13 protein-coding genes and 1 tRNA gene are annotated in these 15,382 nt (G+C 48.1%); 3 read left to right on the top strand and 11 right to left on the bottom strand.

Annotation, left to right across the window (positions count from 1 at the left end; all coding sequences use genetic code 11):
- Window positions 1–7: 7 nt before the first annotated feature.
- Both OGH69_RS07005 and OGH69_RS07000 read right to left on the bottom strand, forming a co-directional pair.
- Window positions 8–1,729, bottom strand: a complete 1,722-nt coding sequence (locus OGH69_RS07005; RefSeq protein ID WP_265173736.1) for a peptide MFS transporter — start codon at window positions 1,727–1,729, stop codon at window positions 8–10.
- A 14-nt stretch (window positions 1,730–1,743) separates the two neighbouring features.
- Window positions 1,744–3,912, bottom strand: coding sequence for a S9 family peptidase (locus OGH69_RS07000; protein ID WP_265173735.1), 2,169 nt, complete (start codon window positions 3,910–3,912; stop codon window positions 1,744–1,746).
- 163 nt (window positions 3,913–4,075) lie between these two features.
- Here OGH69_RS07000 and OGH69_RS06995 point away from each other — a divergent pair, with 163 nt between their 5' ends.
- A complete protein-coding gene (locus OGH69_RS06995; RefSeq protein WP_265173734.1) occupies window positions 4,076–5,428 on the top strand; it encodes a hydroxymethylglutaryl-CoA reductase, degradative in 1,353 nt (450 codons plus the stop codon).
- A complete protein-coding gene (locus OGH69_RS06990; protein ID WP_265173733.1) occupies window positions 5,406–6,320 on the top strand; it encodes a GYDIA family GHMP kinase in 915 nt (304 codons plus the stop codon). The genes OGH69_RS06995 and OGH69_RS06990 overlap by 23 nt, the downstream gene beginning before the upstream one ends.
- Before the next feature lie 62 nt (window positions 6,321–6,382).
- On the opposite strand, the gene OGH69_RS06985 is transcribed toward OGH69_RS06990, so the two are convergent.
- The 9 genes from OGH69_RS06985 to OGH69_RS06945 form a co-directional block, all read right to left on the bottom strand.
- Window positions 6,383–7,018: a hypothetical protein gene (locus tag OGH69_RS06985; protein ID WP_265173732.1), complete on the bottom strand. Its 636-nt coding sequence runs from the start codon at window positions 7,016–7,018 to the stop codon at window positions 6,383–6,385.
- A gap of 8 nt (window positions 7,019–7,026) precedes the next feature.
- Complete coding sequence (locus tag OGH69_RS06980) at window positions 7,027–7,197, bottom strand: hypothetical protein (RefSeq protein ID WP_265173731.1); 171 nt, start codon at window positions 7,195–7,197, stop codon at window positions 7,027–7,029.
- A 199-nt stretch (window positions 7,198–7,396) separates the two neighbouring features.
- Window positions 7,397–9,496 (bottom strand): peptidylprolyl isomerase, encoded by a 2,100-nt coding sequence (locus OGH69_RS06975; RefSeq protein ID WP_265173730.1) that lies wholly within the window; start codon window positions 9,494–9,496, stop codon window positions 7,397–7,399.
- Between the two features lie 250 nt (window positions 9,497–9,746).
- Window positions 9,747–11,012, bottom strand: coding sequence for a hemolysin family protein (locus OGH69_RS06970; RefSeq protein WP_265173729.1), 1,266 nt, complete (start codon window positions 11,010–11,012; stop codon window positions 9,747–9,749).
- A 9-nt stretch (window positions 11,013–11,021) separates the two neighbouring features.
- Window positions 11,022–11,204 (bottom strand): hypothetical protein, encoded by a 183-nt coding sequence (locus OGH69_RS06965; protein ID WP_265173728.1) that lies wholly within the window; start codon window positions 11,202–11,204, stop codon window positions 11,022–11,024.
- 5 nt (window positions 11,205–11,209) lie between these two features.
- Window positions 11,210–11,764 carry an LPS export ABC transporter periplasmic protein LptC gene (gene lptC / locus OGH69_RS06960; protein WP_265173727.1) on the bottom strand — a complete coding sequence of 185 codons (555 nt, stop codon included), beginning with the start codon at window positions 11,762–11,764 and terminating at the stop codon, window positions 11,210–11,212.
- A gap of 3 nt (window positions 11,765–11,767) precedes the next feature.
- Window positions 11,768–13,135 carry a tetratricopeptide repeat protein gene (locus OGH69_RS06955; RefSeq protein WP_265173726.1) on the bottom strand — a complete coding sequence of 456 codons (1,368 nt, stop codon included), beginning with the start codon at window positions 13,133–13,135 and terminating at the stop codon, window positions 11,768–11,770.
- A 15-nt stretch (window positions 13,136–13,150) separates the two neighbouring features.
- Complete coding sequence (locus tag OGH69_RS06950) at window positions 13,151–14,410, bottom strand: BamG family beta-barrel-assembly machinery protein (RefSeq protein WP_265173725.1); 1,260 nt, start codon at window positions 14,408–14,410, stop codon at window positions 13,151–13,153.
- Window positions 14,407–15,135: a type III pantothenate kinase gene (locus OGH69_RS06945; RefSeq protein WP_265173724.1), complete on the bottom strand. Its 729-nt coding sequence runs from the start codon at window positions 15,133–15,135 to the stop codon at window positions 14,407–14,409. Before OGH69_RS06945 ends, OGH69_RS06950 begins: the two co-directional genes overlap by 4 nt.
- A gap of 133 nt (window positions 15,136–15,268) precedes the next feature.
- On the opposite strand from OGH69_RS06945, the gene OGH69_RS06940 reads away from it, so the two are divergent.
- Window positions 15,269–15,341: transfer RNA gene (locus tag OGH69_RS06940), tRNA-Phe, on the top strand.
- Window positions 15,342–15,382 lie beyond the last annotated feature (41 nt).

Here is a 15,382-nt window from a genome sequence, read left to right as displayed (position 1 = left end):
CTAAATATTAATATACGTTGTTCTCCTTCATTACCCTGTTCAGCCATTTCAGCATCAGGAATAATAAAAGGGCCGCGCCCAGTACAAGGCCGAAGTTCAGGTAGAAAAAGTTTTCTTTATGCTCCATTTCTTCCCAAAGGCTCGACAGCATGCCGGCAAGCTTGTTACCTACCGATATGGCAAGGAAGAAACCACCCATCATCAGGGCAGTAATCCTTGGCGGGCTGAGTTTCGATACAAGCGAAAGGCCCATTGGCGAAAGGCACAGCTCTCCCAGCGTGATTACGCCGTACGAAGCGATCAGCCACCAGCTGCTGGCTTTCATCGACAGGTCGTTGGTAGCATATACAGCGCCTACCATCACTAATGCAGACAGTGCCGTGATAAGGAGACCCAATGCGATTTTTGTCGGAGTGCTTGGCTCTTTGCCCCTTTTCCTGAGGAAGCCCCACACGCCAACAAGCACAGGGGTAAGCAGGATAACCCAGAACGGGTTGATGGACTGGTAAAGCTCGGTAGAGTACAGCTTCAGGTTTTCGCCTTTTGCAGGTACATTTTCAGGAGCCTTGTTGCTAAAGTATTTGCGCGATGCCTCGTGCTGTGCAATCCTGCCCGAAGCCGCTTTTTTGGCAGCGATCTCTTCTTTGGTCTTTTCCGGCATGGCGTTGGCCTCTGCCCTCAGCTCTTCAATTTTTGCCGTAAAAGCCGCATCGTCAAGCGCTACAATGTCATTGTTCTCAACCGTCTGTGCCATGTCTACCTTTTCGGCGACATTCGCTACAGATTCGGGCATTTCCCTGTTGGTATAATCTTCTGCCCATACGGTAAGTGCATCACCGTTCTGGTGGAATATCGCGAAGAATAGTATCACGCACGAGAATACGGCAAGAAGCGCCGCAATGGAGCGTTTTTCAAGCCCGCTCGACTTGAACCAAAGGTAAATGAAGAATGCGATTACCGGTACACAGCCAAAAATGAAGGCATCGTTAGTATCGGTCCCTAATATGTTGCCCGGAATGAGGTAGCCCAGAATACCGAAAACGAACATCGGCAGGATGGTCGAGCCCAAAATTTTGCCGGTTGGCATGTCGCCGGCCTGCAATGGCTTCACCACATCCACGTGCCTGATGTGCTTTGTACCGATAAGGAAGATCGCTACACCGATGAGCATGCCCACGCCCGCAGCGATAAAGGCAAAGCCCCACCCGAAGTTGATCCTCATGTACGCGGCTACGAAGTTACAGATGAAGGCACCGATATTGATACCCATGTAGAAGATGTTGTAGCCGGAATCCTTTTTGTGCTTCAGCTCTTCGGTGCTGTACAGGTTACCCACAAGGGTAGAAATGTTCGGCTTGAAGAAGCCGTTACCCATAATGATGAAGAAAAGCCCGGCAAAGAATGAAGTAATATCATGAACGGAAAGGAGGAAATAGCCCAGGGCCATCATAAGGCCGCCCAGGATGATCGATTTCCTGTATCCCAATACCCTGTCGGCAAGCAAACCGCCGATAAAAGGGGTTAAGTACACCAGGCCAAGATAGGTACCGTAGATGTCTGATTTCTTCGCGGCATCAAACCCCATACCACCGTTGTCCCAGCCATCCAGCATGTACAATGCAAAGATGCCCAGCATGAGGTAGTAGCCGAAACGTTCCCACATCTCGGTGCCGAATAAATACCAAAGTCCCGTAGGATGGCCTTTTTGTGTAGTTGTCTTATCGCTCATAATAGTTTAGTTAATTATAAATTCTCTTTAATAAAGTTAGTCATCTTCGTATACAGCTGCAGCCTTGTTTTGCCGCCGTAAATGCCGTGGTTCTTATCAGGGTAAATGGCCCAGTCAAACTGCTTGTTGGCCTGCACCAATGCTTCTACCATGCGCATGGTGTTCTGCACGTGCACGTTGTCGTCTGCCGACCCGTGTACCAAAAGGAAAGGCCCCTTCAGCTTATCCACATGGTTGATGGGCGAATTGTCGTCGTAGCCGGAAGCATTCTCCTGCGGGGTCTGCATGTAACGCTCGGTGTACACCGAATCGTAAAAACGCCAGTTGGTCACCGGGGCCACGGCAATCGCCATTTTGAAAACGTCGTTGCCCTTCAGGATGCAGTTGGACGACATGAAACCGCCATAGCTCCACCCGAAGATACCGATGCGCGAAGCATCTACATAATTGTATTTGCCAAACACCTTGGCGGCATCGATCTGGTCTTCCACTTCATACTTACCCAATTCTTTATAGGTCACTTTCTTGAAGGCAGCACCCTTAAAGCCCGTTCCGCGGCCGTCAACACAAGCCACGATGTAACCCTGCTGCGCCAGCATCATGAACCAATAATCGTCAGTACTGTGCCATTCGTTGTTCACCTGCTGCGAGCCGGGGCCGCTGTACTGGTACATGAACACAGGGTATTTTTTATTCGGGTCAAAATCCTTCGGCTTTATCATCCACGCGTTCAGCTTGTGGCCTTTTTCGGTGGTGATCTCCATGAACTCCTTTGCCGGAAGGCTGTATTTCTCCAGCTTCGCCTGCAGTGCGTTGTTGTTCTTGATTTCCTTTACCACCCTGCCGTCCTTCGCATTGTTGAGCGTATAGGCCGGAGGCTGTGTAGCGCTGGAGAACGAATTGATGAAGTACTGGTAGTTCGGGCTGAAGGTAGCAGCATTGGTGCCCGTCTGTGGGGTAAGCCTGGTCTTGTTTTTGCCGTTCAGGGACACGCGGTACACATCGCGGTTGATGGAGCCGTTCTCTACCGACTGGTAAAAGATGTTGCCTGTTTTTTCATCAAAGCCGTAGTAGTCGGTCACTTCCCACGGGCCTTTGGTCACCTGGCTGATGAGCTTGCCCATTTTGCTGTAATGGTAAATATGGTTGTAGCCATCCTTTTCGCTGGTCCATATAAAGCTGTTGTCTTTAAGGAACGTCAGGTTATCGGTAATGTCGATATAAGCTTTGTCTTTTTCGTTAAGCACTACCTTTGCGAGGCCGGTATTGGCATCCACAAAAATGAGGTCGAGGTCATTTTGGTGGCGGTTGATCACTTGTACGCTCAGGGCACGGGCATCGGCAGTCCATTGGATGCGCGGGATATAAAAGTCAGAATAGTTGCCCAGCTTTACCTCGCTGCCAGTATTCGTTTTCAGGTCATATATGTGCAGCGAAACAACCGAGTTCTTTTCGCCTGCCTTCGGGTACTTGAACACGTATTGCGTTTGGTACAGGTCATTGCCGTACACATCCATCGAGAATTCCGGCACATCAGTCTCATCAAAGCGGATGTAGGCAATCTTGTCACCTGTAGCGTTCCAGTCGTACGCCTTTACAAAAGAGAATTCCTCCTCATACACCCAGTCGGTAATCCCGTTGATGATGCAGTTCTTTTTGCCGTCGGTAGTAATCTGCTTCGTTGTTTTGGCGGCAATGTCATATACATAAAGGTTGTTTTCCAATGCATAGGCTACCTTTGAGTTGTCTGCTGAGAACGTTGGTTCCTGTACTTTTTTATCTGACAGCTTCGAAAGCGACTTGGAAGCGATGTCGAAAATATAGAAGTCAGCCGTAAATGAATGCCTGAATATGGGATCAGAGTTGGTTGCCAGCAGCAGCTTCTTTTCATCAGCGCTGAAGGTATAGCTGTCTATGCCTTTGGCGAGCTCTTTGTGATCGGCCGATGAAACCAGGGTGCTGACCTTATCGAGGGTAGCGAAATCGTACAGGTCTATGGTAGCCCCTGATTTGCCAGAATCAAGGACAGTATACTGATTGGTATTCTTCATGGCCTGAAGATCATGCATTCCCTGGGTGCGGAAGGCGCCCGACCATATTTCCTGAAGCGTAAGTTTTTGCTGGGCAACTGCCGGCATGACAGCCATTAAAAAGAAGAAAATCGGGTATTTGATGTATTTCATTTTGCAGATGGTAAAAAACTCCCAATTTTAGTAAATTTTTATGAATTAGCCGCCCTTTTTTCCGCAAAATGAAGAAATAGTTAAGCGTTGTGTTTTATAATTGGCCCTCCACATTCGGGAAACCCGTATCTTTGCAGGCGAATACTATTTTAAGCTACTGAAAATGAGTAAAGGAATATCGGGGTTCTCTAAACTGTCAAAAGACGAAAAGATAGGCTGGATTGCCCAAAATTACTTTTCAAACCCCGAAGGCGCTGCCGATTTAATAAGAAAATACTGGAATGCCGATGCCGCTTTGCAGCAACTTCACGACGAATTCATAGAAAACACCATCACTAACTTCTATTTGCCCCTCGGTGTGGCCCCAAATTTTACCATCAACGGGCGCGAGTACATCATCCCGATGGCAACTGAAGAAAGTTCCGTGGTGGCAGCCGCATCCAAGGCCGCAAAATTCTGGTCGGCACGCGGCGGTTTCAAAGCTACCGTAATCAATACCGAAAAGATTGGCCAGGTACATTTCATCTACAAAGGAGATGCCGCAAAACTTCAGGCTTTTTTCGATGCCATCAAGCCGAAACTGATCTCCGGCACAGCACACCTTACTGCCAACATGCAAAAGCGGGGCGGCGGCATACTTGATATCGCCCTTCGCAATAAAACATCCGAATTGCCCGACTACTACCAGCTGCACGCCACCTTTGACACAAAGGACAGCATGGGCGCCAATTTCATCAATTCGTGCCTTGAGCAGTTTTCAAAAACATTAAAGGAGGAAGCGCTTAACCATGATGCCTTTACCGATGAAGAGAAAAACCTGCAGGTCATCATGAGCATCCTTTCCAATTACGTACCTAACTGCACCGTTCGCGCCGAGGTTTCCTGCCCGGTAGCCGACCTGTGCGACGATAAAGGCATTGACCCTGAAGAGTTTGCCTCCAAGTTCCTTACCGCCGTGTGGATTGCCGAGATAGAACCATACCGTGCCGTAACGCACAATAAGGGCATCATGAACGGCATCGATGCGGTAGTGGTGGCCACGGGCAACGACTTCCGTGCCGTGGAAGCCGGGGTTCATGCGTACGCATCTGCGGGCGGGCAGTACACCAGCCTGTCGCATGCCAAAATTGAGGACGGCATTTTCACCTTCTGGCTGGAACTGCCTTTGGCATTGGGCACTGTCGGCGGATTAACCTCGCTGCACCCACTGGTCAGGCTGTCGCACGAAATGCTGGGCAACCCCAACGCGGAAGAACTGATGCAGATCGTTGCCGTAGCAGGACTGGCACAGAATTTTGCCGCACTGCGCTCGCTGACCACAACCGGCATACAGCAGGGCCACATGAAGATGCACCTGATGAACATCCTGAACCAGCTACAAGCAACCGACAGCGAAAAAGGACAGGCCGTAAGGCATTTTGAAAAAAATACCGTGAGCCACTCCGCCGTGCACGACTACATCGACCGTTTGCGAAACTTTGACCCCGCCAATATTGAAAAAGACTTTTTACAGTAACGGAAAGCTGCTGATCACCGGCGAATATACCGTACTCGACGGCGCAACCGCATTGGCACTGCCCACCAAAACGGGACAATACCTTGATGTGGAGGAAACAGGTGACAACGGATGGATTACATGGATAAGCCTTGATGCCGATGGTACAGAATGGTACAGGGACAAGCTGCCATTTCCGGGCATCATCGGTAACAGGCAGCGCTGGACCAGCCCCGAGGCCGATACCCTCATCGGGATCCTGCACCATGCGCACGTGGCAAATACCGGCCTGCTCAATAACGCCAAAGCATTCACCGTCACAACACGGCTCACTTTTCCGCGCCATTGGGGCCTGGGGAGCTCCTCCACACTCATCAACAACATCGCGCAGTGGTTCGGCATCGATGCCTTCCATCTGCTCAACAAAAGCTTTGGGGGCAGCGGGTACGACATTGCCTGCGCACAAAACGATACGGCGGTGCTTTACCGACTGGATAACGGCAATCCGCTGGTTACACCAATACACTTCAATCCGGCATTCGCCGATACCATTTATTTCGTATACCTGAACCGCAAGCAGAACAGCAGGGAAGCTATTGCGGCCTATCGTGAGCAACGGCAGCACATCGCACCAATAGTTGCGCAAATCGATGCCCTGACCGACAACATCATCAATGCTACGGATAGTCCGTCATTTATCGCCGGGCTTGAACAGCACGAAGCCATCATGTCCGCCGTACTGAAAACGCCCACCGTAAAAGAAACCCGGTTCCCCGACTTTAACGGAGCCATAAAAAGCCTTGGGGCCTGGGGTGGCGATTTTGTGATGGCCGTATCAGAAAATGACCCTGCAGGTTACTTTAAAAAGAAGGGATTTGAGGTAGTGGTGCCGTATAGGGAGATGATATTATGATGAAACGCGGATTAAAAGCCTAACAACTTCAAATGGTTTACGAAGTGCATTAATAATTTTGGTTAAGGAAATTTTGAAATATTGCGAGGAATAAAAAATCCCTTAATGCAGTTAAGATTTCGGATGCATATCTGAATATGGTTTTTGAGCTGTATACCGGCCCCGGTAAATGCCGGGCCTCCCTCCGTAAAAATCCCTCTTACGGTATCAAAACGCTTAAGCTCACTAAATTTATTGGTAGCAATATCCTCCATAATCTTAACTTCTATCTGATTATGGAGATATTCAATTACTGCGCAATCAAGTTCACGAAGGATTTTGTCATGGTACTGATCTTGCGGAAGATCCTTGTTTTGAGGTAATGTTTTGCCTGCCAATTCAAAATCAGCTTTCATAAGGTCATAATAGTAGGACAGGATTTCTGTAAACTCTGAATCTGTAAAATCAAGGCAATAGTCCAACTGGTAAATTACTCCGACTACCGAAGGCTTTTTTATTTTACCACGAGTATACTTATCCTCGGCCCATCGAAGTGCCCTTTCATAATTGTTTTCCCAGATATAAAATCCGTTTCCAAGCCAGTCAAAGGTCTCTTGACTTTTTTTAACCTGGTTCGGCTTGCTGACCAATTCATCTCTCACCAATTCATCACAGCCGTGAAACCCAATCATTAAATTTGGCCTGCTGTTGTACATCATGAAAATGATTATTTAGAAACTATCACCTTTTTAAGGTTACTATAGTGACCGGCAAGGTTTTCCGATTTGGTCAGGATCTTGGCAGATTGCAGGGTAGTAACTGCTTTAGCACGATCCTTTTGGCCGGACTTAATGTCTTTGGCCAATGATGTTAGAAGTTTTATCTGTAAGCTAGCCATAAGTGAATAATTTAATTAGTACTTTAATAATGTAACAACCATACCTTAAACTGCTTTTTAATATATGGCACTATCCTGTATTTTAAAGTATAACGCAAATTTAGCAAATTCTATATTAGTATTTACATTATACCGTCTATTAAAAAAGAAAAATCCCCAGCCGTTATGACTGGGGATTCCTATATAATGTAAGAGCTGATTAGTTGAATTCAGCCCTGTTGTCTACGATATCGGCTTTGTCTTTAAGCACGGCAGAGATCCTGTTGGTAACCCCACCCCTGCTTTCAGCTTTCATCCTTGTAGTGTAAGCGCTGTAATTAGGAAGCTCAGGAGCTGCCACTACGCCTTTGGCCCTTACCATGAACACACCTGTCTGGCCTACGATAAGCCCTGATGTTTTCCCGGCAGCAAGCGCAAATGCCTTACCTACTACTTTAGGCTCACCGCCTACGTTAGGGATCATTGGGGCAGCAAGGGTAACATCGGTAGCCGTTGCTACGCTTGAGCCTGTTTTTTGTGCCACTTCTTCAAGGGTAGCCCCGGCCATCTTCTTCTTGATAAGCTCGGCTTTCTTTTCGTTGCGAAGGATAGGAAGCACCACTGTTTTGGCTTCTTCCAAAGGAAGCAGGCCTTTTTCGTTAACTGCTTTCAGCCTTGCCACGACATGGCCCTGGCCCATCGGAAGGTCAAATTTCTTCACATCGCCCACTTTGGTATCTTTATTAAAGGCCCATTTCACAATCTCCCTGTTATTGCCGAGACCCTGGATGGCTTCTTCATTAGCCAATACTTTGTTAGCTGTATTCACCGTAAGGCCATACTGTTTTGCCAGGTCGGCAAATGGCTTGGTTTCAGCATCCATTTCCATTTTCGATGCTTTGGTAAACACTTCATCCGTAGTTTTTTCAGACGCCTGTATCTTTTGCGCTACCGTAGCAAGCTGCACTGCCTTTACCGCATCGCTCTTGCCGGTAACCTTGATCACGTGGTAGCCGAACTGTGTTTCCACAATGCCTGTAGCGCCTACAGGATTGTTGAAGATGAACTTGTCGAACGTAGGTACCATCTGGCCCGGAACGATGTCTTTATATTCACCCCCGGTATCTTTAGACCCCGGATCTTCCGAGTTATCTTTTGCAAGCTGCGCAAATGAGCCCGGGTTAGCATTAACCTGCTTCAAAAGGTCCTCAGCTTTAAGCTTTGCCTCTTCTTTAGACCTCGTTTGGAATCCGATAAGGATGTGGCTCGCCGTTACGCTTCCGCCTTTTTTCATCATCCTTGAAATTTTGTAGTATCCGTTGTCAATATAAGGCCCGAATACGCCGCCTACAGGCAGGTTGAACAGCTGCTCCGCATGCTCTACCGGAAGCCTTTCCTTAGAATAGAACATAGTGTCAAGGCCCATCTCTGAGTTGGCAGCCACAAATTCAGCAACATCTCCAGCAGGAAGCTGTCCGAATCCCTGGATAGTATCATTCTTACCAGTCTTCTCGTCATATTTAACGCTTGGCGCAAGCAATGCATTGATGCTCGATTTCATTTCAGCCTCGTCGGCTGCCGATGGCTTGCTGTCGAACTTCACGAACTCGATCTCACGCGATGCTTCCGATTTGTATTTTTTCTCGTTCTTTTTCATGAACGCGATGATCTCATCGTCAGAAACCTTAACCTGGTCGTCGTTGATGGTAGTAAAAGGAACATACACATAGTCAAATGAAGCCTTATCGCTCTCGCTCTTATATTTTGCTTTGGCTTCGGCATCGGTAGTATAGAAACCTGCCTTCAGCATGGTAACATACAATTGCCTTTTGGCCATGTCCTCCACAAGCGGAACGTTCCTTTCGATCATTTGGTACTGAGCCGGGTTAGTCGTCTTCATGTTCACAAGGAACTCGTTGAATTTAGCCTTGTCAAATTTACCAAGTGCGTTAAGGAACTGTGGGTTTTGGGCAACGCTCGGATCCTGTGCATACATGTTGTATACGTGTTCCTTACCTACCCTAATGCCGGTTTTGTCGAAACGCTCGGCAAAAAGTATGTTATCCACTTCTTGGTTCCATACTGCATTGGAAGCTGCGGTCGTAGTAACGCCCTGTCCCTGCTGCCTGGACTGCATATCATTTACTTTCTGGAAAAACTCCTGGGCCATGATGTCCTTGCCATTCACACTTCCCACTTCTTTGGAAACGCCAAACCCGCCGCTGTTTATGATGTCACCAATGATGAAGGCCAATAAACAGAATCCGATAACCAGTATCAGAAGGAGCGAACGCTGCCTGATTTTTGATAAAACCGCCATTTTTATTTTTGTTAATTTTTAATTCAGTGGGCGAAAATACAATTATCTGTTTAATAATAAAAGGAGTGGCCCTATATTTTTACCGCGCCGGTGATTTTTTTTGGAAACTGCAAAAAAATAAAGTTCTGCCATTCTATCCGAAGCGCAGCGGAGTAGAGAAACCTAACGAAGTGGTTCAGCGAAGTCAAATCTCAAAACTACGGAAGCAAATCGGGAATCCTCCCGGCACCGTAGTGGCACGGGCACTATCTTATTGCCTCACCGGCCTTACCTCAAGCAGCCTTATATTTTTAGCTGAAGCCTGGCGGACAATTATTTCAAAGCCACCGGCCACCAGTTTCCCGCCCGGTAAGGGGACACGGCCTGCATGGTATACGGTAAACCCGCCCAGGGAATTATAGGCATCTGCTTCGGGGATGCCCATTTTGTATTTTTCATTCACATAAGCTACGTCCAGTCCGGCCGAAAAAATATACCCGCCCCCCGGGAGGGCCGTTTCAACACGGTCTTTTTCATCAAGGTCGTGCTCATCCTCAATTTCGCCAAAAAGCTCTTCAATGATGTCCTCTACGGTCACCAACCCTGCAGTAAAGCCATCGGCATCCTGTATCACGGCCATGCTTTTCCTCTTGCGGGTAAGCTGGCTCAGCAGGTCTTTTATGAGTATCCCCCCGGCGGCTTTTTCAATCCGTATCATGGCAGAGAATATCGATTTCGGCTGCCTGAACATATCGAAGGCATGCACATACCCCACAACATTATCCAGCCCACCCTCATATACCACGATCTTAGAATAGCCTGTATCGATGAACAGCTGCCGGAGTTCGGCAACAGGATCGTTGATTTCCACGGCAGCAATCTCCGTTCGCGGCGTCATGATGTCTTTTGCCCGGAGTACCGAAAACCCCATGGCATTTCGGAACAGCTCAATTTCGGGGTCGGCAACATCCATGTTTTCGGCAGCACCGATATGACCATCAACATAAGCCTCAAGGTCGCCGCGGCTAAAAAGCGCCTGCCCCGTACCGGCTTTGGTACGCAGTACGGTTACGAGCAAAAAATCGGAGATGGCGATAACCACTTTCGACACCCAAAAGAAGAGGCAGTGGAAGACATAGGCCGGCAAGGCAAAAAACTTGATCAGCCGGTTGGCATACACCTGGAAAAGGACTTTAGGAAGAAATTCGGCAGTGATCAAAAGTATGAATGCCGCAATGACAATTTGCAGCAGCACCTGCCAAACCAGATGCATTTCGCCCGTGGCAGGATATACCCATCGAAGCACCGCATTGGACATACAGTAACTGTAAACGACCAGCGCAAGGGTATTGCCGATAAGCAGCGATGCCATGAAAAGCGCGGGCTTGGCAGTAAGCCGCGTAAGTATCTTCGAAATAATGTCGGGCTGTTTTTTCTCTACTTCGAGGTACACCTTGTTGGTGGAAACCCAGGCGATCTCCATGCCGGAGAAAAAGGCGGAAAGCAGCAGGCAAACGATGATAACCACTGTTTCCATAGGATGGTTTTATTTTTTATTGCCGAACCTCTTGTTGTAAAAATTACGCTTGAAGAAGAAATAAGCGATGGCAAACCCTGCAAACAAAAAGCTGATGAGCGGGTTGCGGCCTTCGTTTATCCTTTGGTAAGCATCAAAAAGAGCAAAGGCAGCAAGTGCCAAAAAGAGGTAGGGTGCATATTTCCAGTACATTTCCATTAATCTGTCGGGTCTACATTATTTATTTCCGCAACATTGCGCTGGGCATTGAATATCTTGAAGTCCTTGCTGAAGTCTACACCCGGCCCTTCGATATAGCTGCCCTTTTCATCTGTAAATTTAAACTTTTTTTCGGTATAAAACCATTCATTCTTCTGGTCGTAGTACAGCTGCTCGGTCTCCATCACCTTGCCGTCGTCAGAAGTTATCTTCACATTGCCCTGCATATCGATCACTTCGGTATTGCTGTACCAAATGGCATAATCGGAAACGGCATAGCTTTTCTTGCCGTTTTTATCCAGCAGGGTCACATGGACGCCTTTCGGGAATTCATTGAACCCGTATTGCAGGTTGGAGAAATCCTTCATGAGCGGGCTTACCAGTATGGCCTTTACTTTGCCTGAGTCGGTGTACTTCAGGTTGATGTTCTCAGTTTCACCCGCCGGGGTAAATGCAACGCTGTTGATGCGCTGCACCTCCTTGAAGTTGCTCTCGCACGACATCAGGGCTACCGCAAAAACGGCAAATATTATGTATAAACTGTACGACTTCATCAATTACAGGTTAGGAACGGTAACAGTTTGGCTGATCCAGCATCCGTAGGTTATCACATCGCCTTTTTTCCTTTTGGCAGCCTTTGCCTCCTCTTTCGTCGGCAGGTTCTTTTCAAAATTCTTTACCAGCGATGCTACGGTGGTTTTGTATCGCGGCTCGGCCACTTCGGCTTTTTTTACAGTCTCTATCGCCAGCCACGAAAGGGCTTTGCGGTCAAATTCCGAAAGGCCGCACTCCCTGCCACCGGTGCTGTACATTTCGGCGAGCAGGATGTATGGCTTGCCAAACTTCGCGTTGGTACCGATTGCTTTCATGGCAAACTCTTTGGCCTTCGCCTTGTCGCTGTTGCGGAAGATGGAGGCAATATCGTAGTACAGGTCAGCCTTTTTAGCCGTATTTTCTTCCAGCGCCGCCGACTGCTCAAAATACACAATAGCCTGCTTTTGATTGTGCTTTTTCATTTCTATCGAGCCCATCATGTAGGCTGTTTGTGCAGTTGGCTTAGCCGTATGCACAGCCTGTCCTGCCTTATACAGCACCGCAGAATTGTAGCACTTATTGTTGTACATGCCGGTAGTCAGCCCCTCCAGCCACGGAAGGTCGGCTTTATGGGCCTCGTAATTTTTTTCGTAGTAGGCTTCCAGCTTGTCGCAGGTAAAATGCCTCGACGACTGCAATGCCATATTCTCGCCTACGGCATCCAGCGCCTTGATGTTGTTGCCGGCATCACTAACCAGTCGGCTCTCTGCAGCGGTAAGCTTTTCGGTTTCCTGTTTTTTCAGCAGGGCATCCCTGTCGGCTGCAATCTTAGATTTTGCATACGCAATCTGGGCCGCTATCGCGCCATATTTTTCTATGAACTGTTCCTGCGTAAATCCTTTCTTACCTTCCTCATACTGCTTCAGCATCAGGTTGTAGTAGGTTTCTATGGCATTATAGTCGGTAAAAGCGTCTTTGTGGGATACCAGCGCCAGGTCGAGCGACTTAAAAACCTCCTCATCCTTAGCGAGGCTATGCTCCTTTTGCAAAAGGGCCTTCTTCACTACGCCATCCCCTTTTGGGAAATACCTTGCGTACTCGGTATAAAGGGCGGCAAGGTCGTCTACATACAGCTGCTTATCGGCGGGCGTAGCTGCGGTTTCAATTTTGTATTCCAGTACTTTTTGCCCATACTGGTAAAGCTTTTCGCTAAAGTCGGGGCATTTTTTCCGGAGGTCGGGCATGAGCGCAGCGGCATCATTGTAGTTGAGGGTACCCACGGCATCCTCAAACGGCTTCAGCGCGGCCTCGCACTTAGAGGTTCCCTGTGCAGATGCTGCCAGGGTAAATAAGCTCACTAAAAGTACCGATGCAATGCGTGCTGTTTTCATGCCGTAGTGTTTTAATTAATCATACTTCCTCTTTATGAACCAACGGTCATTGATGGAGAGGCTTATGAATATGTTTAGGTAATTTTCCTTTACAAGGTTGGCCGATGTTGTACCTTTCTGCCCATACTCAGCGCCAATGTTCAGGTTGGATCCCCCGTAAAGCGGAAGGCCCAGCCCCAGGCTTACGCCCATATCATTGATAGATTCGCCATTTACCACAAGGCCCGTTTTTTCGTACCTCAGTCCGGCACGGTAGGTCACCCTGCTCAGGTAGCTGTTGAAAGAAAGGTATTTTGGAATATAATACCCGCCCACGGTAAACCTGTGTGCGGTTTCAAACCCGGCAGCGGTTACATCGTCAAAGCGGTTGCCCAGCTCGTTGCTCTCCTGAAAGGCATACTCGGCGCCCACAAACCATTTCCTGCTTTCGCCAAAACCGGAGCCGAAGGTAAACCTGGACGGCAGCTTTACCTCATCATCAACAAGGGACTGCTCTATCTCATCGTGCACTATCTCGCTGTTACTGGTAATAGTTACGGTAGCAAACGACCTTTCGGAGCTGCTGCTCAGCGTAGCCTGCGGCGTGTAGGTCGCACTTGCCACCCACTCATGCTTATCTCCTATCCTGGTCTGGTAGTTGGCGCCAATATTAAATGATGCCCCACCGTAATCCGTATTATTCAGTTCCCTTGTGGCATATTGCAAGCCCGCATCAGGAATGCCCGTTATACTCTTGGTTTCCACCTGGCCGAAGTTGTAATTGAACTCGGCGCCTACGCTGAACTTTGGCGTAATCCTGTATGCCCCGCCAAAAAATACACGGTTAAGGCCGCCATTGCCATTGAAGCGCCTCATGCGCGTTAGCCCGTCGGCAGGGTCAACGCTTTCGTTTTGTATACGGTAGCCTACAGAGGTGTAAGGCATAAGGCCAAATGCGAAGCCGAAATTTTTTACCGGGATCGCCACGGCTATGTAGTCGAGGGTTGTCCTTTGCGCTTTATCTTCCTGCGTATCGGTTTTGAACGTAGTGCGCGTATTGGTTGCCCCAAGCGTAAAGGTAGTATACTTAAGGGTGGAATAGGTTGCCGGGTTTTGCAGGTTCAGGTGGATACTGTCCGGGATAATGCCCAGCCCTCCCATGGCCCTGTTTTCGGCGGTGCCTTTGAATTTTACATCACCTAAACCATAGTAAGAATAGGGCGATGCGTTATTTTCCTGGGAAAAAGCCACTGTAGACAAAAGAAGGCAAACGCCTGCAACAATTTTTTTGATCATTGGTTCGTATATAAGTATAAAAGATTCAGACTTTCCAGCAGAAAATTTGAATTGGCAAATATGGTGTTTTTTAATCGTTTAGCCAAAAAATCAGCATCCCCTCCCGTCATTATTATCGTTACCTCCTGATACTGTTCCACATACCGCGCAATAAACCCGTCCAGTTCCAGCAGCAGCCCGTATACCGCGCCCGAATGCATGGACGTTGCGGTAGAGCTGCCAATGAAGCTTTCGGGCATTTCCGCATATAACAACGGAAGTTTTGCCGTAAAAGTATGCATGGCATTGTAGCGCATCTGCAAACCGGGCGAAATGGCCCCGCCGAGGTAGTTGCCGGCATTGTCAATAAAGTCATAGGTAACGCAGGTGCCGGCGTCAATCACCAGCCTGTTGCGCCCCGGGAACTTCAGCACGGCACCGGCGGCAAGCACCATCCTGTCGATGCCCAAGGTTTCGGGCGTGCCGTATTTATTTTGAAACGGGAATGTAAAATTTCGGCCCACTTCGAGCAATTGCGTCTTTTCTTTTAGCAATGCAAACAGGTTTTCTTCCTCTTTCCCTACCGATGCAAGCATGCTGTGGGTGATGCCCGGATGCTTTTCGAAAATATTTTGCACCTCCTCAGCAGCGCCGGATTTATCGAACACAAACTTTTCCACGAGCACAGCATCCTCAAACACAGCCGCTTTGATCATTGTATTCCCGATATCTACCGCTAAAAGCATTTTCCCGTTATTAATGCGGCAAAGATAGTGATTGATTTTTTTTATCTTTTGTTTTGGATAATATAAAAATGGTTCTATATTTGCACCCGCAATGAAGCACAGGAAACACTGACGTAACATTGCAAAACATAATGGTACCTTAGCTCAGTTGGTAGAGCAATGGACTGAAAATCCATGTGTCCCTGGTTCGATTCCTGGAGGTACCACATAAAGAAACCCACTCAAAGCGAGTGGGTTTTTTGTTTTG

The sequence above is a fragment of the Flavobacterium sp. MFBS3-15 genome, from assembly GCF_026107645.2.
In the GTDB taxonomy this organism is placed as follows: Bacteria; Bacteroidota; Bacteroidia; order Flavobacteriales; family Flavobacteriaceae; genus Flavobacterium.
Note: the sequence above shows the minus strand (reverse complement) of the source record. Positions and strands in the feature narration are given on the sequence as shown.

What these genes read in the sequence shown, in the direction of transcription:
- OGH69_RS07005 (WP_265173736.1), bottom strand. Translation starts at nt 1,729, where the DNA reads ATGAGCGATAAGACAACTACACAAAAAGGCCATCCTACGGGACTTTGG.
- OGH69_RS07000 (WP_265173735.1), bottom strand. Translation starts at nt 3,912, where the DNA reads ATGAAATACATCAAATACCCGATTTTCTTCTTTTTAATGGCTGTCATG.
- OGH69_RS06995 (WP_265173734.1), top strand. Translation starts at nt 4,076, where the DNA reads ATGAGTAAAGGAATATCGGGGTTCTCTAAACTGTCAAAAGACGAAAAG.
- OGH69_RS06985 (WP_265173732.1), bottom strand. Translation starts at nt 7,018, where the DNA reads ATGATGTACAACAGCAGGCCAAATTTAATGATTGGGTTTCACGGCTGT.
- OGH69_RS06980 (WP_265173731.1), bottom strand. Translation starts at nt 7,197, where the DNA reads ATGGCTAGCTTACAGATAAAACTTCTAACATCATTGGCCAAAGACATT.
- OGH69_RS06975 (WP_265173730.1), bottom strand. Translation starts at nt 9,496, where the DNA reads ATGGCGGTTTTATCAAAAATCAGGCAGCGTTCGCTCCTTCTGATACTG.
- OGH69_RS06970 (WP_265173729.1), bottom strand. Translation starts at nt 11,012, where the DNA reads ATGGAAACAGTGGTTATCATCGTTTGCCTGCTGCTTTCCGCCTTTTTC.
- OGH69_RS06965 (WP_265173728.1), bottom strand. Translation starts at nt 11,204, where the DNA reads ATGTACTGGAAATATGCACCCTACCTCTTTTTGGCACTTGCTGCCTTT.
- lptC (WP_265173727.1), bottom strand. Translation starts at nt 11,764, where the DNA reads ATGAAGTCGTACAGTTTATACATAATATTTGCCGTTTTTGCGGTAGCC.
- OGH69_RS06955 (WP_265173726.1), bottom strand. Translation starts at nt 13,135, where the DNA reads ATGAAAACAGCACGCATTGCATCGGTACTTTTAGTGAGCTTATTTACC.
- OGH69_RS06950 (WP_265173725.1), bottom strand. Translation starts at nt 14,410, where the DNA reads ATGATCAAAAAAATTGTTGCAGGCGTTTGCCTTCTTTTGTCTACAGTG.
- OGH69_RS06945 (WP_265173724.1), bottom strand. Translation starts at nt 15,135, where the DNA reads ATGCTTTTAGCGGTAGATATCGGGAATACAATGATCAAAGCGGCTGTG.